Below are 19,570 nucleotides of genomic sequence, written 5' to 3' on the forward strand. Positions count from 1 at the left end.
GAATTACCAGCTTACTCCCCTGCTACTTCGTCAGCCACGTCCACCGACGGCTGTCCTGTAATAACATATATCGGATTGAGTCCGTCAAAACGAGTCATATTCAAAATCGGCTTGCTGCGCGCTGTTTGCAATAACGTCACCGAAGTTTCGAGACCTGCTGCTTGCATCGCCTTCATCCCGTCATGCAGCGTCTCAATCGTTGCAGCATTCACTACAATTCGTCCATCCTTCCGCAGACGGGAAGCACACAGACGAATCAGTTCGGCCAATTCTCCCCCGCTCCCACCGATAAACACCGCATCCGGGTCTGGCAGATCTTCCAGTCCGGCAGGCGCTTTGGCATGAATAACCGGGAAATCGGTACGGAATTTGATTTTATTTGCTTCGACATTAGCCAGATCGCCTTCGTTCTTCTCAATGGCAAATACTTGCCCATACTTGGCCAGCCGCGCACATTCCACCGCTACAGAGCCAGAACCTGCGCCGATATCCCATACGATGCTTCGTTCGGTCAGACGCAGCTCGGACAAGCTGAATACGCGTACTTCACGCTTCGTGATCAGTCCTTTTTCTGGCTTACGCTGGTGAAATTCCGCATCCTCGAAGCCAAATCCCCGACGAATTGCAGGCACGTCTTCTCCCTTACGGCGGCGCAAAATAACCACATTCAGTGGTTGGAACGTTCTCTGCGCCATCTCATCCAACGTATAATGCTGATACGCCTCATCCGGTCCGCCCAAATGCTCGCCGACAAAGGCATCATATTCCGTCATGCCATAATGCAGCAGATAGGCAGCGACTGCGGCGGGATGATTGCGGTCGTCCGTCAGCAGCGCGACCTTGTTCTGTCCATCGATCCGCTGCGCCAATCCGGTCATCGGACGGCCGTGTACGCTTTCCAGCACCGCATCCTGCCAGCTTTCACCGAGACGCGCAAACGCCAGCTGAACCGAGCTGATATGCGGCAAAATATCCAGATGTTCTGCCCCCAGCTTGGCGGACAAATAACCTGCAATTCCAAAAAAAAGCGGATCGCCTGACGCAAGCACGACAATATCCTTGTCCTTGCGCAACCGTCCCAATTCTTCTACCACGGCAGATAAGCCGCTCTTTAATGTTCGTTTTTCCCCTGCGAATGCCTTGAAAAAGGCTAGCTGGCGTTCTCCACCAACCAGCAGGTCGGCACGCTCAATGTGCTCCAGCGTCTCCTGCGACAGACCTGCCGCTCCATTTTCACCGATACCAATGACACGAATCACTCTACTCACCGACTCTCGCCCTCCCCAGCACGTTCCCTTTCATCGTTACCAGTACCATTTCCACGACAATTCCACCACCTGCATGGTCCAGACAATGCTGACATCCATAGGTACACAGCTTTTCAAAAAAGCTAAGCGCATTCGCTTCGGTCATCATATCCGCCACCTGCGTAGCTGTATTCGCCTCTGCCACTGCCGCTGCAAGCGACTCATCCACCCCCGCTTCACGCGCGACCTCAGCCAAAAAACCAAAATCCACCGGAGCGCTCTTGGAGTGAACCATCATGACACCTTGAGCTACCTTCGACAGCTTGCCAGGCATACCGACGAGAATAATTTTTTTCATTCCCAATCGTTTGCCATGCTTAACTGCAAAGCCGACAAAGTCGCCCATCTGAATAAAGGCTTCTTCCGTCAGCTGATCATACATTTGCATGGCATATTTTTCACTGCTGCCGCCTGTGGTCAGGACTATTTCCTGGCAGTTCATCGCTTGTGCAACCGATATGGCCTGCACGACGCTGGCTTTATAAGCTGACGTGGAAAACGGAACGACCACACCGCGTGTACCTAGTATGGAAATACCGCCAAGAATGCCAAGACGCCCGTTCAGCGTTTTCTTGGCGATTTCTTCGCCGTCCGGTACGCTGATGACGACACGGACACCTTTGGCCGATCCGTGCTCTTCAAGCACGCCTGTCACAGCCTCCGTAATCATCCGTCGCGGCACCGGATTAATCGCTGCTTCCCCGACAGGCACAGGCAGACCGGGCTTCGTTACCCGCCCTACGCCGATGCCGCCATCCAGCTCAATACCCGGCTCCTCGCGCCAGCTAACAGAGGCGATAATTTTCGCCTGATGCGTGGCATCCGGGTCATCGCCACCGTCCTTGATCGTCGTGCAGGAAGCTTCGTCCGCGTCCAACACAGGCTCGATCAGCTCAAACGCATGATCGAATCCCGCGGGCAGCGATATCACTGCTTCCTTCGGTGGAATGCCCGTGATGAGCAGTTGTACCGCTCCTTTGGCTACTGCAGCCGCACAAGCCCCCGTCGTAAAGCCTGACCGCATCGGCTTGTCCGGCGCGGGAGCTTCACCACTTTTCATCCGTTTGGGCCTGTTGGCGGACGCCGCTTCCTTTTCCATGCCAATTCCTCCTTAACCTCTTCTGCTGATCATGTTCTAATTCATTTCATGATACAGCAAACGGACAACCGCATCTAGCGGACAGCCATTAAGGAGATCGCATTCAATGCTGCTACGACAATTGTACTGCCGCCCTTGCGTCCAATATTCGTAATGAACGGAATATCCAGCTTGCGCAGCTCGTCCTTGGATTCTGCTGCCGATACGAAACCGACGGGCATGCCAATCACCAGTCCGGGCTTAGCCGCTCCTTCTTTTACCAGACGGATCAACTCCAGCAACGCTGTCGGCGCATTACCAATGGCATAGATACCACCTTCGCCCGCCTGAATCGCTTTGCGCATGGAAATAATGGCGCGTGTCGTATTCAGTCTTTTCGCTTCTTCCATGACATCAGGGTCAGATATGTACACATGCACATCCCCGCCAAATTGACGGATACGATCCTTACTCAGCCCCGCTTGAATCATCTGCACATCCGCCACTACCTGCTGTCCTGCACGAATAGCTGCAATCCCGGCTTCAATCGCCTTTGGATGAAACATCATGCTGCGGCCCAGCTCAAAATCAGCAGATGCATGAATGACACGCTGTACAACGGGATATTGCTCTGCTGTAAAAGGATGCTCTCCCAATTCTTCTGTGATCATCTCGAAGCTTTTGCCTTCAATCTCCTGCGGCTGTACCGTTAGCGGTTTGAATTCTGTTTTAAAATCCATGGTAGACCACTCCCTTATGGAAAATTAGAAAATAGTTTAGGAAAATGACAATTCATTGCTACAAAATCATAGATACCTCTTAAAAACACCTGTTTTAAGATGACTATATTTTAAATACATGCCAGAAGTCGTTCCTGATGGATTGGACTCGCAGGGGCAAGGCTCAACTCAAATTGAAGTTCTCTCTTTTGTTGTGCGCAGTGCGTTGATGACTCCGCCGAAATGATCAAATACTGTGCCAAATTCCACTTCCGGCCTGGAAATCAAAAGTACGTGAATCCCCAGCTCCAATGCAGATTGTACCTTTTCATCCACTGCTCCCGTGCGTCCGCTTTCCTTGGTGACCATCACGGTCGTGCCATAGTGCTTGTACAATGCTTCGTTCATCTCGCGGGAAAAGGGTCCCTGCATGGCAATAATATTCTTTTGCTCCATGCCCAGTTCGCCGCATTTCTCCATATTGTCCAAGCGCGGCAGCATGCGTGCAACCAGACGAATCTCCGGGTCTCCGAGTAAATGCTTGGTGAACGTGCCGAGCGTCTTACTACCTGTCGTAAGCATGACAGAGCCTTTGAGTTGCTTCGCTTCTAATGCGGCCTCTTCATAGGAAGACACGATGTGGAGCAATGGATGATTGTCATACACCAGTCCCGCCCGCTCGTAGCGAATATAAGGAACTCCGGATTCGCGAGCAGCTGTCATCGCATTCGCATGTGCTTCTTCTGCAAAAGGATGACTGGCATCAACAACAGCCTGTATTCCCTGATCCCGAATCATTGCAGCCATTTCATCGGCTGTCATTCGGCCTGTACGTACGTCCAGTCCTGCTTCGGACAAGCTGGCTGCCGCACTTTCGGTTACGACCGAGGTCAATACGTTGAAGCCATTGTCACGGATTTGCAGCGCCAATTCCCGAGCATCGCTCGTTCCACATAGCATGAATATCATGAGCCCTTCACCTGCCCGCTTCCATTCACTACAGATGGCGTATGTGAATGCTCGTGATGGTGATCATGGTCATCATGGCTGTGAGCATGGACATGCTCATGAGTGTGATCATGGCTGTGTGTATGGTGATCATGATGATCGTGCTCATGTGCATGATGATGGTGATGATGCTCATGATCGTGATGGTGGTCATGATCATGGTCGTGGTGATGATGGTGGTGCTCCTGCGCCTCCAGACGGAACTGGCAGTTATCACAATTGGCCGTAACCTTGCCAAACAAGCCTTCCTTAGCTCGCTCCAGTACCAGTTCAATCAGTTGAGGATGGAAACCAAAATATCCTCCCATTTCCACTTGTAATGTAGGGTGAGCCTCGGCAAATTCCTGGGTCATTTCTCCGATGCGCTTAATCAGCACACCCGTGAACAGAAAATAGGGAAGCACGATAATCTTTTTGGCCCCTAGTCGTACACAACGCTCCAATCCATCGGGAAAAGAAGGCTGCGTCACACCGATAAAGCTGCTCTCTACCCACGTATAAGAAAGCTGTTCCCACAGCATACGGGTGATTTTGAAAAAGTCACTGTTCGCATCTGGATCGCTACTTCCGCGTCCTAACACAAGTACCGCCGTTTCTTCGTCGGATACCTCGGCAAATGCCTCTACAGCGCTATTCATTCCCGCTGGAACTGCAACCGGACGGGCCTCTTTCAAGCGGCTTTGCAGAATGCTGACGATTTTCTCGTGAACGCCAATCGGGCGTCCATATACAAATTCCACCTGTGGATATTTTGCTTTTGCCCGATCAATAGCCATCGGAATATCAATTTTGGCATGTACCGCTGCGAACAAGATAATCGGAATGAGAACGACACGCGTCGCACCTTTCTCCACACATGTTTGCATCCCATCAGCAATGCTGGGACGTGCCAACTCCAAGAAACAGGTTTCCACGCACATATCCGGTACCCGGTCTGCCACTGCCTGTGCAAATTCCAGCAGTTCCTGGTTCCCCTCCGGGTCCCGACTTCCATGTCCAACTAACAATATTGCATCCACTGCTGTTTTTTCCTCCTCTTTAATAGGGATAGCCTGCATGACGCCCTATTTTATATATGCTTGTATCCAGTTCATCAGGCCTTCAGTCCATTAATCCCCACAAACCGCATTCACTTCTACCGTTGCTGGTGCATCTTCATGCCGGAAACCCGCAACGACGCCTACACGTTTAAAAAATTTATGAAAACGCTCGTTCGGATGCCCTTTTTCCTTATATTCAGCGATGACGTTCTCCACAATGTCAGTAATTTGGTCACCCGGAATCCCTTCCGCTACGGGCTGAGCGGCATGAGCATTGCGACCGAATTTTTTGCCACCAAGGAAGAGGTCGTATCCTCCCTTGCGATAGACGATACCGATATCCTCCAGCACCGCTCCATAGCAGGCCATACCGCATCCATTCAAAGCAATGCTCGTTTCCTTGGGTGCCTGTAATCCGCCAAGTACAACCTGTAGATGCTCAGCCACAGGCACAGCGTCATCCTTCTCCATATTGCAGAAGTCGCACGCCTTTACCTTAAACACATCGCCAATCGGCATGACAATGAATCGTTCATCCCGCAGCCGTCCGACCAGTTCCTCGGGGTCTGCACATGGTACGCGCAGCACGATCTGATGATCTGGCGTGTATTCCAGCTCGCCGTCATCACCCGCTACCTCGGCGAGCAGCGCCATCTGGCGAGCGGTGAACTTCTTGTTTCCCACACCCGGGGAAACGCCCACCTCAAATAGCGCAGGCTTGCCAAAGCCGCCTGTCGCCATCCCGGCCGTAGCCCCCGCTCCGGCCACCGCTGACGTTCTGGCGGTGCTCTCGGCGGTAGGCGCTTGCCCGCTCCAGCGAGCGTTGGCTGCGTCAGGCAGCTTGCCGCCAACAGCGAGGCGGCTTAGTGCCTCTGCCGCCAGCGATGCCGGGGTTGCTGCGCCGGTTTGCACAGCGGTCGTTGCCTGCACGGCAGCCATCGCTTGCGGGCGTGCCTGCGTCGCAACCGCAGCGCCGCTCGCGGAGGGTCCAGCGGGCGTAGTCGGGGCTGCGCCTGCCTGCGGTGCAGCCTCTTGTGCGCCCAGCGACCACGGCTCCGCTTCCGTGCGGAGCCGCTGATGTGGCTTGAGCGCTTGCTCGGTCGCATCCAGCGTGTATTTGCGCTGATATCCGCGCGGAGTCACGATCAAGCCGTCATACACCGTTGTCGAGGAATTGCCGATGATTACAGTCGTCAGCATCCCGATGTCATGATTCAGCATATCTTCCAGCGTCGTTACAATAACTTGCTGACGTTCACGATAAGCACTTTTCACCAACCCAACTGGAGTTTGCGGATCGCGGTAACGCAGCAAAATGGACTGCGTCTCCACAATCTGGCGGGTACGCCGACCACTGCGCGGGTTGTATAATGCAATCACAAAATCGGCCGAAGCCGCTGCTTCTACACGCTTCACAATCGTTTCCCATGGGGTCAGATGATCACTCAGACTGATCGTGCAAGCATCATGCATCACTGGCGCCCCCAACAGTGAAGCACAGGACTGAATAGCCGAGATCCCCGGCACGACTTCTACCTCAACCCCGTCCTCGCGTCGCCAGCCTTTTTGCATCAGCACTTCGTACACCAGCCCTGCCATACCATAGACTCCTGCATCTCCACTGGAAATGACAGCTACCTTCTTGCCCATCTCTGCTTGGCGAACCGCCTCCTGCGCACGGCTCACCTCCTCTGTCATCCCTGTGCGTACAATCTCTTGTCCGTTCAACAACGGACGGATCAAATCAACGTAGGTATTGTAGCCGATAATGACCTCACTTTCGGCCAGCGCATCCAGCGCCCGTTTTGTGATATGTTCCATATCTCCTGGTCCAAATCCAATCACCAGCAATTTTCCTAATGGGCTCATCGTGCTCCTCCTATTCACCCTTTTCAGGGTAGCTATGCTATCTATTTCAATGATTTATGGACATCCTGTAACTCAAAAAACCCCATCCTACCCGGATGGGGTTTCTATGTACGTATCTCTCATCAGACGAACAAACAGCGTAAGAAGACACTATTTGTCTTCCTCCAGCCTGCCGTTGTTTTCCACCTGTCTGTTTACGCTTCAAACGCTGCTGCACGTTCATATCCACGCAAACCTCTAACCAACATGGAAAAAGCAACGTGTGCCTGATTTCCTGATTTCGTACACCCATCCTCTCCGCGAAGGTTAACGGTGCATACAGATCAAGGTAGGTCTCCTGGCTTGGCATCAACAGATTCTTTCGTCTTCCCCGTTTTTCACGAGTGACCATTTAAAAAAATCCTCTTCCTTACAGTGGCGGGACCGCTCGGGATTTGCACCCGATTCCCTGTTACCCTTTGCTCAACCGCAAAGGCACCTTGTCTGTCCGCTATTTGATTATGGGTCTTATCATAACCTTGCCTCAATCAGTTGTGCAAGCACGAAAAACGCTTTATTTCAAGTTCTCTGCTTTATTTTTTAACATATGTAGCAATTCGTCCGGGTCCGCAGAGATACTTAATAACGCTGGATGCTCAGCCCCGGTAAACCCTTCTTGCACGCTATGACGCACCATTTCTACTAACGGGTCAAAATATCCATTCACATTCAGCAGCCCAATCGGCTTGCGATGAATGCCGATTTGCGCCCAGCACAATACCTCGAACAGCTCCTCAAAGGTTCCTAAGCCACCCGGAAGGGCAATAAACGCATCGGCCATCTCGCTCATTGCCGCTTTACGCTCATGCATGCTTGCTACCTCAATGAACTCGGTAACTCCCCGATGAATGATCTCTGCATCAAATAACAGGGTGGGCATAATGCCAGTGACCTGACCGTCACCCGCCAGTATTCCATCCGCCACCTCTCCCATCAGCCCCCTACTGGAGCCACCGTAGATCAGACGGATATGATGGCGAGCCATGGCTTCTCCCAGCTTGCCTGCCGCTTCAACATATACCGATGAATGTCCAGGTCTGGACCCGGCAAATACACAAATAGAATTCATTAACGTCTCAGCTCCTGTCCTAAGTATCATGCATCGAAACTTATTCATTATATTAGCTAAATATTTTCGCTATAACAAAAATCTTTGTCGATGCATGTCCAACAAAAAAAAAGATAAAGACCTCGCAGGCCCTTATCTTTATTTTACGCTTTATCCAAAAATATAAGTTCATTTTTAGCATACTATATTTATAATTTCTATCTCATTTCTATCTCATTTTCATCTCATTTCAATGACCATTCACGATCTTCAGACCACAGCCATGCACCGAATCGTTATGCTCAAAATATTTGCCCAGCTCCACCATCATCGCGCCCATGCGCTCTTCGGTTGGAAACACGACTCGATCAATCCCTTCTTCCACAATGGACTGTGCAGTCACCTTCCCTACTGATACAGCAATCACATCCTCACGGAAAGCTTCCAGTAAATCCTCGATTCGATTTTGCTCTCTCGCATATTGGGCTAAAAATCGAATTTGCGGACCACTCGTGAACGTAACAGCATCAACATTACGATGGATAACATCCTCCAGTAACGCCTGCAATTTTGCTTCCTCAGGTGGGATATGCTTATAAGGAAGTACCTGGCGGGTTACTGCCCCCTGCTCGTCCAGCCACTTTACCAACCGTGGGGCTGGATCGCCATGCAGTTGCAACAATACTTCTTTTCCCTTCAGATCGTATGGGGCGAAAGCTCCTGTCAATCCGATCAAACTTCCGTCCTCGTCTCGTACTGCTGGCGTAAAGCCACGCTTTTTGAGTCCATTGACCGTCTTGTAGCCCCGCGCTGCAATGTTGGAAGATTGCAGCAACTCCATAATCTGCTCAGCCACGCCCATATCCTCTGCCATATCGAACAGGGCATCCAGCCCCATACCTGTCGTGAAGATGTACCAGTCCGGAGGGTGCTTCACCCACGATACAACAGCGTTGCGCAGCTCGATATCATCCAGAAAAACGGTACCCTGGGCCGGGCGCTGTACTGGCTCCCCCCCCATCTTCACAACTAGCAGCGCCATTTCTTCTGCTTTACGGGGACCAGCAAGAGCGACTCTCTTGCCTGCCATGCGTTGTGCCATTCTGTTGCCTCCCTTGTAGATGTCGTATTTCTTTCTACCAAGTATACAATCAGAGGGGTAAAAGACAAATAAGAATTACTTTTCCGATGAATACAGTAATCTTATAAGTGGCCGTGTTCTGTTCTGCCTCCATGCTGGCTTTCTTTCTGACTACTACTATCCCGCTCTCCGTTAGATGCCCTATCATCTCCGCCTTTCCCTTTAGATTTGGGTCGGAGCAACATCCATAGCAACAAAGGCATGATAACAAAAAAAATGATCATCACCGCGGTCCACTCCCGGCTGAACTCATAAATTTGCACAATGTTGGAGAACAGCATAAACGAACAGACATAGCCTAACAAACCTACGGGCCAAACCATCAGGCTCCCCCAGGCTTGGGCAAACATCCGTTTTACCGCCAAACTGGTAACGTACAGATCAACCCCAATCTTCGTAAGAAAGGTCGGTACGGTCAGTACTGCCACGAACAAATCGAACCGATCCAGAAAGTCCGTTAGCTGCAATTGACGCACCAGTTCATACGCTGGATAAAACAGCCGTGACAAGATAGGAACACCAATAACCAACTCGGATAGCAGCACCAGCATGGTCAGAAAAGCGGTTCCGAGCAAATGCCCAAACCACGCACTACGCCCATTATAGCTCTTCCCAGAAATCACAAAGGGGACTATCATAATATCGGCCATATAACCCAGCATGCGCCAACTCCCCTTGATTACTCCCTCTACTTCTGGATGTAAGTAGGGTCTCAGCATTGAAAAATCCATATTACGCCCAAAAAAAAGCGGCATGGTCAACAGCGTCACAATCAACAGCGGTATAAAATTCTCGGTCATATTCACGATGGTGCTTATTCCGCCTTTAGCCATAAATACTAGAGTCAACAGCACAATAAGAGAAGTGACCACAATCGGAGTCAGCGGCAAAAGCACCACCTCCACCAGATCCGTAATAATCCTCAAATCCCGTGCAAAGATGATCAGGAATAAAATAAGGTAGATTGCAAGCAGCACACGGCCCAGCACAGGGTGAGAGCTCACCATCGCCTGCATCAGATCCTGATTAGGGAACCGTCGTTTAAGTTTCAACATCGCCCAGATCGGCAAGCATAGCACGATAGCCGCAATTATACAGGTCCAGTAAGCATGCTGATTCGCGTGATCCGCTGCCTGCGCCGGAGCATGTATAAGGGTAATACCGACCTCCATCAATACACCAAGCAGCACAATTTGTCTGGTTGTGAACTGTTTCATGCAGGTACATCCTCCTTTTGCCCGCAGGCATCCATTACACGATTTACAACGTAGGGGGGAGCCACATGTCAATAAAACGGGTTAGCCATGTAGCCACATAAACGGTGCTCTTCGTTGATGTTCCGTAAATCCAGATACCAATGCTAATAACATACATTACGCGGGAGACCCAGCGATTGATGGCTGGTGCATTGTGAATATTTTTACGGTCCATCAGATACATGAAGAGCATAACCAGCACCAAAGGTAACAGAAATACTTTATTCATTGGATTTGCTCCTTTTTGACCCCGAATGGTTTGGTGACCGCACCGATATTCTCAATATGCACGACCGGATTTATGGTGACCTTCACCTTGGGATACAGTTGTTCCCATTGGGGTTTGATCCGTTTCCATTCATCCGGTTGACTCGTAATAATAGCCCGGCCCAAACCAAGTACGTCTGAACGATACTTTTGCTGAATCACCTGAACAGCCTCTCCCAGCTCCCTCTTAATTTCCTCGGCTGTCTGCTGCTCCAGCCACTTCAAATTTTCCTCGTTGGAAATATCGAAACTCGTCTCATTTTCCTTCACATTCCCATTGCAGTTCAGTTGAATGGTCATTCGAATCTCATCCCCTTGAATATGGGGCTTAATTTGGACTTTATTTTCGATGAGGTGTACAGATATGTAACCTCTACCTTTGGGAGGGGGAATAAATATTTCTGTCTCCTTGGCTTGCTCCATACCCAAAAGCAGAAACCGACTGAGGTGGTTATCAATAATTCCTGTTAACCTGTCTTTGCGAAACACAGCCAGTCCATCGACCTGAATATTCGTTTTCTTGTCTTTAAGGTTAGGGGGCCCATTCTTCACCAGAGACATTACTGGTACCACCGGGTCAACGCCTTCCAGCAGGACGGAATTCATCAACAGCTTAACGGAACGAGGTTTTTTCATATAGGAAATATTGAGCTCACGCACCATTTCTGCTGGATATTGCTCTATCGGAGCATCTGCCTGAAGCAATTCCATCGTTGAACCCTTCGTAATAACAACCAGGGACGACAGACGGTTCTGCGGAACACGTGCCAGTACATCCATCATTTTGCTAATCCCTTCTCGTGCCAGCGCCTCGCCGAACAGCAGCACCCGCCGATGGGAGTAATTGAGTGTTCGCGAAACTCCGCGCTGTTCCTCGGTACTTGCTCCTCGAAAGCTTGGGCCTATTTTGGACTCCAGATAGTAGGATTTCGTACCACTGGTACCTCCCCCTCCTCCTGTACTGCCCGAAGATCCGAGTTGTCCGGGTAGAGCGATTTGCATCGTTACCCGGTATTGATCGCCTTCCTTGTCCAGCCCGGTACCCATCACGAAAGCCACATCATTCACTTCACGGCGATCCCAGCATCCTCCCAAGAGAACAGAGCATAGCAGCAGACAACAGAGCACAGCGACTTTACGTATTTGTTGTGTATTCGATTTGGGCTTCATCACCATCCCTCCTCGCTTTTGGGCGTTCCATTCATCTTTTCCTTCGCTCGTTTGTTGTTGTCTTTACCAATCCAGGAAGGACGTTTGGTCATTTTCCACCAAGGCGCGCGGACGACGATATCCTTTTGATCCATATGGTTGTATGGGCTATATCCACTCATATAAGGGACACCAAACGAGGTTAGCTTGGTTAGATGCGTAGCAATCAGCGTTGTCGCAATAATGATCCCAAACAATCCGAATAAACCCGCCATCAGCATGATCGGAAATCGCAGCAGACGAACCGTGATGGCAAAGTTAAAACGCGGTATGGTAAACGACGCAATACCTGTGAGCGACACAACAATGACTATGGGCGCCGATACGATTCCTGCCTGTACTGCGGCCTGCCCAATGACGAGCGCACCAAGAATACTGACGGCCTGACCGACTGTTTTGGGGAGACGAATCCCTGCTTCCCGTAATGCCTCAAAGGAAATCTCCATCATCAATGCTTCCACCAGTGCTGGAAAAGGGATGGATTCGCGAGCCGCCGCAATACTCAGGATGAGCGTCGTCGGCAGCATATCATGATGATAGGTCGTCACCGCTACATATAATGCGGGCAGAAAGAGAGCCATTACCAGAAAAAGAAAACGAATCCAGCGCACCATATTACTGATGAAAAAGCGCTCGTAATAATCTTCGCTCGCTTGCATCATCTGCCACATGGTGACTGGCCCAATCAGGGCAAAAGGCGTTCCGTCCACAAAAATGGCAAAACGTCCTTCCAGTAACTGCGCAGTGACGGTATCCGGACGTTCAGTGTATTCCATTTGCGGAAACGGTGAAAACGGATGATCCTCAATCAGTTCCTCAATATACCCCGTCTCCAGAACACCATCAATTTTAATATCGCTGAGCCGTTTTTTTACATCCTCCACCAGCTTCGAATCTATGATCCCTTCAATATAAGTAAGGACGACGCTCGTTTGAGTTTCTGTTCCGATGGTCATGCTGTACATCTTGAGCTTGGAGGTCTTCAGCTTGAAGCGTAACAGTGCCGTATTAACGCGAAGAGTCTCAGTGAAGCCCTCACGCGGACCTCGAATAACCGCTTCTGTCTGTGGTTCCTCTACGCCACGGCGAACGCCCCCCTTGGCGCTAAAAATATACGCACGAGGCGTGCCATCTACGAACAAGGCGGCATTGCCGTCCAGTATCGCTGCCGATACCATCTTCCATTCGTCCATCGTTTTGGTCTGGGACATGGAGATACGAGTTTCATCCAGCGGCTCCAATTTGCCGTTCACTTCAGGGTCCTTGAGCATCATGCCCAGAATGACAGGCCGCAGGATATGATCCTGCAAATCCTCCGATTTTACCGTACCTTCAAAATAAGCCAACAACCCTTTGCGTTCAGGAGAAATCATGAGCTCTCGATAGACGATATCAGAGCAATCCTTGAAAATATCACGCAAAGCAATCAAATTGTCTTCCACACTGCTACGTAGCGGCTGTTCCAGCCACGAAGACTCAGGCAGTCCTTTAGGCACATTGGAATTTCGTGTCTTGCGGTCTGCGGCTGGAATCGCTCTCCGGATCCACGGTGGCTTCGGCAACTTGGGAAAGCGCCCTTTCTTCATCGTTATTCCCCCTTTACGAATGAGCCGAACAGATAATATGACATATAGGATGTACCAGCCTGCAAAGGATTATGTATCCAATGAACTCAACATATTGAACGGATAACAAAAAGACCCTGCAATGATGCAGAGCCTTCGGAAATCCATTATATATCTGAAAATTTATGATAAAGGAATGATTAATCGCCCCAATACTCCTCGGGATGGTATTCAATCTCAGAACCAGCTTCGAACGTAAGCTTATCTGTCTGATCATGATATTCCACGCTTTCCGGGGTGACGTAATACCAATGCTTCACCAGGGGGCCATCATCTACCGGGGTTACAAAACGAAATACGTTCAACTCCCCGCTATAACGCACAATCGCCTCCGCCGTCTCACGCGGCAACTCTTGAAGCGTAAAGCGAAACACACCGTCCACCGATTCAAAATGACAATCGAAACTCTGCTTGCGGCTGTCAGCAAAGCTACGTCCCGTGACGGCATGCTTAATCAGCCATGTTTCCTGCTGCGCCATTGTGCGCACCTCCTTTTAGGGCAAATCAATCAACATATAAAAAACAGAATCTTCTGCTTTCAGTGAGAGCTTCGGCTCCTGCTCAATACGAGCGGAATCGCGTCCTTGCAGAATATGTTCACCGTTCACACGCAGCGAGCCTTCGATGACGAACAGGAACACGCGCCGACCCTCGGCCTGTGTGAATTCTACTTGTTCTCCAGGCTGAAGCTTGCTTAAATAAATCGTTAAATCCTGGTTGATTGCAGCTATTTCACCCTCCGTGCCTGGTACGCGCTTTCCGGCAACGACAGGCAGAAGCTGACCGTAAAGACGCTCAGGATTGAATGCTGTAGCCTCATATGACGGTTTCAGTCCTCTCGTATGCGGGCTAAACCACAATTGCAGCAGACTGACATCCTCCGTTTGTGAAGCGTTGTGCTCCGTATGAATGATGCCGTGGCCCGCTGACATTCGCTGAATGCCTCCAAAACGGGTTACCGCTACATGTCCACGGTTGTCTTCATGACGCAGTTCCCCATACAGCACAATCGAAACAATCTCCATATCACTGTGCGGATGCGCCCCAAATCCCCGTCCCGGTGCGATGACATCGTCATTACAGACACGCATAGGGCCAAACGCTGTATTGTTCTCATCCTGATACTCCGCGAATGAAAAGCTGTGACTTCCCCGCAACCAGCCCTTATCGAAGCTGAATCGGGAAGCCGCCGGATATATTGTAAACATAATAGCCCTCCTTCAGGAAGAAAAATGAGATCAAATCCCTCTCATTGTAACCGAGCCCAAGCGATAAAGCTACGCCTCTGTCTGAGTGATAATCTCATCTATAAAAGACTGCAAAGTACTGGTAACAAAGGCTTCCTTACGCCGGATAAACACCGTTGTTACTTCATTGTACGGCTCAGGCATCGCATGACCGCATACAAGGCCTTGAGCCACCAGCCCGCTGATCGACGATTCGGGAAAAACAGTCATTCCAATACCGGCCGCCACACTGCCGATAATTGTCTCAAATGTCCCAAACTCCATAATCTGCTTGGGAATAATCCCCTCCATCTTGAGCCAAGTTTCCAGCCGTCCCCGGTAGCCGCAACCTTTTTTATACAGCAGGAGTGGACGGGTCGTAAGATCCTCGACAGAAAAGTCATCTCCTTGGGATACGAGGACCAGTTTTTCCTGAAACACATCAAACTGTTCAATCAGCGGATGCTTGACCGGCCCGGTCACAAAAGCTCCATCCAGCCGCATTTCTGCAACCTCCTGCACCAGAGACTCTGTAACCCCGGCCTTGAGGGACAACTCGACATCCGGGTACTTGCTATAGTAAGCATGTAAAATGGCCGGGAGGGCAATGACAGTCTCCACAATGCCAATCTCCAGTACCCCCGAAGGTGCAGAGGTATTCTGAAACGCATGTTTCATTTCCTCAAATTGCGATAAAATGCTTTTCGTATATTGCAGCAGACGCTTGCCCTCTGCATTGAGGATCATTCCCCGCTTATGTCTATTAAATAAAGGCGTTTGCAGTTCCTTTTCGAGCAGCTTGATTCTGGCCGTTACATTGGACTGGACATAGCTAAGCTCGGCTGCAGCCTTGCTGACACTGCCATGCGCAGCCACCGTCTGGAAAATGTTTAAATCGTTCAGATCCACTACTGCTCCTCCTTATTGTGAAGGACAAGGGGCCATCAAAATTGACGCGCCTTGTCACTTATTATCATTTTAAATGATCATAATGTTTATTTTCAATCATTTTACCAACAGCTTCCTATCCTTTATGATGTGTCCATAAGATATGTCCGCTGAGACCGGCAAGGAGGAGCTTTTGTACACCATGAACAGACAAATCATGACCGGATCTTTATTATGCCTAATCGCCAGTATGTCCTGGGGGGCGATGTTTCCGGTTTCGCACATTGCATTACAACATATCAATCCACTGTACTTTTCATTTTTGCGCTATTTATCGGTTACACTCATTTTAGTCGTGCTATTGTGGCTCAAAGAGGGACGGACGGCATTTCGCTTTGAGGGCAAGGGCAAGACGTTGTTATTCTTTGGGACCATGGGATTCACCATTTATAATATGGCCGTTTTCCAGGGACAGCACGCGATGGGGGCAGCAGGTACTCTGGTAGCTTCTATAATGGAAGTGCTAATGCCGATGATTTCCATTGCGATGGTGTGGATCATGACCCGTAAAATGCCTCCGAAATATACACTAATCAGCATGGTGATTGCGCTGGCTGGGGCTTTACTTGTGATCACGAACGGAAAATGGACCTTTTTCACACTTGCCGGACAACATTTACTGCCGCTGCTGCTTATTTTCGTAGGCGTCGTCGGATGGGTCGTATATTCCATGGGAGGCAGCCACTTTGCAGGATGGTCTACTCTTCGGTATTCAACCCTAACCTGCCTGCTGGGAACTCTCGTCTCCTTCGTAGTCGTCACATTTGCCTCTGCTTTCAACTGGATTGTGGTGCCGGACTGGCAGGCTGTGTGGTCAGTTAAATACGAAATGAGCTTTATGATCCTGCTTCCAGGGCTAGCTGCCCTGCTTAGCTGGAATGCCGGAATCCGAAAGCTGTCTCCACTGAACGGAATTCTATTTATTAACTTTGTACCGATTACCACGCTGGTACTCATGTACTTCCAAGGTTATGTCATTAGCCGTTTTGAACTATATGGGACAGTGCTAGTCATTTTCGCACTGATTCTGAACAATATGTTTCAGAGAAGTTCACTGCGTCCTTCCGACAGCTCACGGGATGTCCGTTTCCGTCTGGATCGCCGCAAGTCCTTCCAACGTTAACTTCTAACCCTGCAAACTAGAAATTATGCTAAACATTAAAAAAAGCGCCTGGATACAGAGTATAATCTCCTGTATCCGGGCGCTTTTTATCATTTTATGATTTTCCTTCAACCTGAAAACGTCCAACCAGTTCGCGCAATTCCTCTGCCATTTGGCTCAGGTCCGCTGTAGATGAAGCAATTTCCTCAATAGAAGCGAGCTGTTGCTCAGCTGCCGCTGAGATCGACTCGGTATTGCTCGCTGCCTCGTCCGAAATGTGGGCAATATCGCTCATAATATCTACGACGCCTACAGTCCCTCGTGCCATTTCCTGAGTCACTCCGGTAATGTCATTGATATGTACCATAGCTCGTTCCACGGCCTGGCTGATTTCCGCAAAGGATTGCTCAGACGTGGTTACCGAATCAATGCCTTCCGTCACCCGTGTCCGCGCTTGATGCATAGCACCCAGAGCATGATTCATATCCACCTGCATCGCTTCAATACGCTCCGAGATCAAGGTAGCCGATTTCGCTGATTCCTCAGCTAGCTTACGTACCTCCGTAGCGACCACGGCAAATCCCTTACCATGATCCCCAGCGCGTGCGGCCTCAATGGACGCATTCAGAGCTAACAGATTCGTCTGTTTGGCAATACCGGATATAACGCTGATAATATTCACGATTTCACCGGAGCGCTCATTGAGAGAGTCCATGGCCTGTCCGAGATCGTTAACGGTCTCATCGATGTCATGCATCTTCTGGACAGCCTGCGTAGCAGCCTTGCTGCCCTCCTGAGCCGACTCGGCGTTCATCTTCACATGTTCAGATACGCCCACCATACGCTCGGATACGTTCGCTGCTTGCTGAGCAAGCTCCTCCATATTTACGGAGCCGTGCTTGACGCTCTCCACCTGACGTTCGCTGCCCACAGCTACTTCCTGGATAGCAATGGTGACATGCTCAATCGCTTGGGTTGTCTGATCTGCACCCGCAGCCAGCTCCTCCGCTGAAGAACTTACCCGATCTGTCGTTTCGTGTACGCTTCGAATCATCGTGCGCAAACTATCCACCATGGTTTGAAAGTGAGCAGACAATTCGCCCACCTCATCCGTTTTTCCAGTTTCCAAATCGCCCGTCAAATCTCCTTCACTGATTCGTTCTGCTGATTTTTGCAGCTTACGAATCGGTACCAAAACAGAACGGGTAATCAGGAAAATCGCGATAAGCGCAATCACCAGTGAGGCAGCCAGCACGAAAATGGTTACATAACGCATGGCAGCGGTGGCATCGCTAATCTCGGATTGATAGAAGGTACCTGCAATTTTCCAGCCGGTATCCGTATTCGTTACATAGGTCAAATATTTCTCGCGACCTTCATGCATATAGTTGAAGTTCCCGCTCGGCGCAGTATACAACGTATCAAGCGAATTCTCCTGAGGAGATGAGCCCGCTTTAGCCGTAGGATGGACTACGAATTTCTTCGTATGATCCAAAATGATGATATACCCCTCCTGGCCCACTTTGATAGAGGCCAGTTTACGTACACTCTCCAGATTTAGAGAAATCCCGATAACCCCGGACTTGTCGGAAAGCGTCTGAGATACTACGACAACAGGAATACCCGATGAATTGATGATCACAGGCGTAATTGCAACCTTACCGGGCTGCTTCATCGCTTCGATGTACCATGGACGTGTGCGAGGGTCAAATGTCCCTTCATCCTCCTTGGGCACCCCCCGGATCATCAGCCCCTCCGGTGTACCAACAAAAATATCCGTTGCATCTTCGTGCAAACCCTTGTATTGGATCAGCTTGGGCTGAATCAAAGGGCTGTTTCGACCATCTATCATCGAACCGTCCAGACGCTCCGCCAAATAACTCGCATCTTTAATTTTACTGGCGATTGCGTATTCAATAATGGAGTTAGCTGTCGCTACCCCCTGGTTCGCACTGCCGTGGAGCTGTTTCTCCATAGCATTATATGATGATTTATAGGTCGCAGTGGAAATACTTAAGCTCGGAATCAGCAAAACAAGTAAAAAGCCTAAACTTAGCTTGTTCCTGAGTGTCCATATCGTTTTTCTCTTTCGCGTTGTTCCCATGTTTTTTCCCCTTTGCTCATAAAACAATATATTTGAATTACATTCCGTGTTAGTTATATCGGTTGAAAGTAGCAAATGATTTACAATAAAATTTCACAAAGGAGAAAAACAAAAACCGCGCCCTATAAGACTAAGGACGCGGTTATATGAACATTTAGACCTGTACGTTACTGTTTTCAGTCTTTTTACGGCCAAATAACTGATCCACTGCCAGAAAACGTCCACCGACAAGCGCTTGCTGAAGGCTGGTGAACAGAATCAGCAGATCAAATTCAATCGAGCCAAAAGGCTGTCCTTTTTTAGCGGTTAGCAATACACCAATCATAACAATGGTCAATGCCGCTCCAGCCAGTCGTGTTCCGATACCCAGAACCAGTGCAATTCCTCCAACCAGCTCAACCGTAGCGACCACAGGGGCCATCCAACCAGGGAGTCCGATACTTTGGAAGAAGCCGGAGGTTCCGTCTAATCCCTGAAACTTTTGTGCACCGTGAACGATAAAAATAACCCCTGTAAAGATTCGTACCAACAATAATCCAATATTCATAAGCGTTTGATTCATTTGCTCATCTCCTTTTAAATTG

The 19,570-nt window shown here is 49.8% G+C and carries 18 protein-coding genes and 1 riboswitch; of the genes, 1 reads left to right on the forward strand and 17 read right to left on the reverse strand.

Features of this window, described 5'->3' with window-relative positions; translation table 11 throughout:
• Positions 1-11 precede the first annotated feature (11 nt).
• From cbiE to ACWGXJ_RS23390, 15 genes are all read right to left on the reverse strand, one after another.
• Positions 12-1,268: a precorrin-6y C5,15-methyltransferase (decarboxylating) subunit CbiE gene (cbiE, locus tag ACWGXJ_RS23320; protein WP_452567678.1), complete on the reverse strand. Its 1,257-nt coding sequence runs from the start codon at positions 1,266-1,268 to the stop codon at positions 12-14.
• On the reverse strand, positions 1,261-2,406 hold the full coding sequence (locus ACWGXJ_RS23325) for a cobalt-precorrin-5B (C(1))-methyltransferase (RefSeq protein WP_452567679.1): 1,146 nt from the start codon (positions 2,404-2,406) through the stop codon (positions 1,261-1,263). The genes cbiE and ACWGXJ_RS23325 overlap by 8 nt, the downstream gene beginning before the upstream one ends.
• 74 nt (positions 2,407-2,480) lie before the next feature.
• The gene (locus ACWGXJ_RS23330; protein WP_452567680.1) at positions 2,481-3,125 is read right to left on the reverse strand and encodes a precorrin-8X methylmutase; all 645 of its coding nucleotides are present in this window, start codon (positions 3,123-3,125) and stop codon (positions 2,481-2,483) included.
• Between the two features lie 168 nt (positions 3,126-3,293).
• Positions 3,294-4,073: a precorrin-6A reductase gene (gene cobK, locus ACWGXJ_RS23335; RefSeq protein WP_452567681.1), complete on the reverse strand. Its 780-nt coding sequence runs from the start codon at positions 4,071-4,073 to the stop codon at positions 3,294-3,296.
• Positions 4,070-5,131: a sirohydrochlorin chelatase gene (locus ACWGXJ_RS23340; RefSeq protein ID WP_452567682.1), complete on the reverse strand. Its 1,062-nt coding sequence runs from the start codon at positions 5,129-5,131 to the stop codon at positions 4,070-4,072. Before ACWGXJ_RS23340 ends, cobK begins: the two co-directional genes overlap by 4 nt.
• A 90-nt stretch (positions 5,132-5,221) precedes the next feature.
• A complete protein-coding gene (gene cobJ, locus ACWGXJ_RS23345; RefSeq protein WP_452567683.1) occupies positions 5,222-7,021 on the reverse strand; it encodes a precorrin-3B C(17)-methyltransferase in 1,800 nt (599 codons plus the stop codon).
• Positions 7,022-7,331: 310 nt separating this feature from the next.
• Positions 7,332-7,517: riboswitch (cobalamin riboswitch) on the reverse strand.
• A 57-nt stretch (positions 7,518-7,574) separates the two neighbouring features.
• Positions 7,575-8,129 (reverse strand): LOG family protein, encoded by a 555-nt coding sequence (locus ACWGXJ_RS23350; protein ID WP_069290593.1) that lies wholly within the window; start codon positions 8,127-8,129, stop codon positions 7,575-7,577.
• 229 nt (positions 8,130-8,358) lie between these two features.
• A complete protein-coding gene (locus tag ACWGXJ_RS23355) occupies positions 8,359-9,210 on the reverse strand; it encodes a uroporphyrinogen-III synthase (RefSeq protein WP_069080101.1) in 852 nt (283 codons plus the stop codon).
• Positions 9,211-9,311: 101 nt separating this feature from the next.
• Complete coding sequence (locus ACWGXJ_RS23360) at positions 9,312-10,466, reverse strand: GerAB/ArcD/ProY family transporter (RefSeq protein ID WP_250260205.1); 1,155 nt, start codon at positions 10,464-10,466, stop codon at positions 9,312-9,314.
• 43 nt (positions 10,467-10,509) lie between these two features.
• On the reverse strand, positions 10,510-10,734 hold the full coding sequence (locus ACWGXJ_RS23365; RefSeq protein ID WP_069290596.1) for a hypothetical protein: 225 nt from the start codon (positions 10,732-10,734) through the stop codon (positions 10,510-10,512).
• Entirely contained in the window at positions 10,731-11,942 is a 1,212-nt protein-coding gene (locus tag ACWGXJ_RS23370; protein WP_452567684.1) for a Ger(x)C family spore germination protein, read from the reverse strand. The genes ACWGXJ_RS23365 and ACWGXJ_RS23370 overlap by 4 nt, the downstream gene beginning before the upstream one ends.
• Positions 11,942-13,567 (reverse strand): spore germination protein, encoded by a 1,626-nt coding sequence (locus ACWGXJ_RS23375; protein WP_452567685.1) that lies wholly within the window; start codon positions 13,565-13,567, stop codon positions 11,942-11,944. The genes ACWGXJ_RS23370 and ACWGXJ_RS23375 overlap by 1 nt, the downstream gene beginning before the upstream one ends.
• Before the next feature lie 179 nt (positions 13,568-13,746).
• The gene (locus ACWGXJ_RS23380; protein WP_322158882.1) at positions 13,747-14,085 is read right to left on the reverse strand and encodes a hypothetical protein; all 339 of its coding nucleotides are present in this window, start codon (positions 14,083-14,085) and stop codon (positions 13,747-13,749) included.
• A gap of 15 nt (positions 14,086-14,100) precedes the next feature.
• Positions 14,101-14,814 (reverse strand): pirin family protein, encoded by a 714-nt coding sequence (locus tag ACWGXJ_RS23385; protein WP_254326196.1) that lies wholly within the window; start codon positions 14,812-14,814, stop codon positions 14,101-14,103.
• A 69-nt stretch (positions 14,815-14,883) separates the two neighbouring features.
• Positions 14,884-15,741, reverse strand: a complete 858-nt coding sequence (locus tag ACWGXJ_RS23390; protein ID WP_023990802.1) for a LysR family transcriptional regulator — start codon at positions 15,739-15,741, stop codon at positions 14,884-14,886.
• Positions 15,742-15,922: 181 nt separating this feature from the next.
• Here ACWGXJ_RS23390 and ACWGXJ_RS23395 point away from each other — a divergent pair, with 181 nt between their 5' ends.
• The gene (locus tag ACWGXJ_RS23395; protein WP_039271680.1) at positions 15,923-16,903 is read left to right on the forward strand and encodes a DMT family transporter; all 981 of its coding nucleotides are present in this window, start codon (positions 15,923-15,925) and stop codon (positions 16,901-16,903) included.
• Between the two features lie 94 nt (positions 16,904-16,997).
• On the opposite strand, the gene ACWGXJ_RS23400 is transcribed toward ACWGXJ_RS23395, so the two are convergent.
• Both ACWGXJ_RS23400 and ACWGXJ_RS23405 read right to left on the reverse strand, forming a co-directional pair.
• Complete coding sequence (locus ACWGXJ_RS23400; RefSeq protein WP_452567686.1) at positions 16,998-18,986, reverse strand: methyl-accepting chemotaxis protein; 1,989 nt, start codon at positions 18,984-18,986, stop codon at positions 16,998-17,000.
• A 154-nt stretch (positions 18,987-19,140) separates the two neighbouring features.
• Positions 19,141-19,548: a DoxX family protein gene (locus tag ACWGXJ_RS23405; RefSeq protein ID WP_341162852.1), complete on the reverse strand. Its 408-nt coding sequence runs from the start codon at positions 19,546-19,548 to the stop codon at positions 19,141-19,143.
• Between the last annotated feature and the right edge of the window lie 22 nt (positions 19,549-19,570).

Source organism: Paenibacillus sp. S33 (assembly GCF_053615415.1).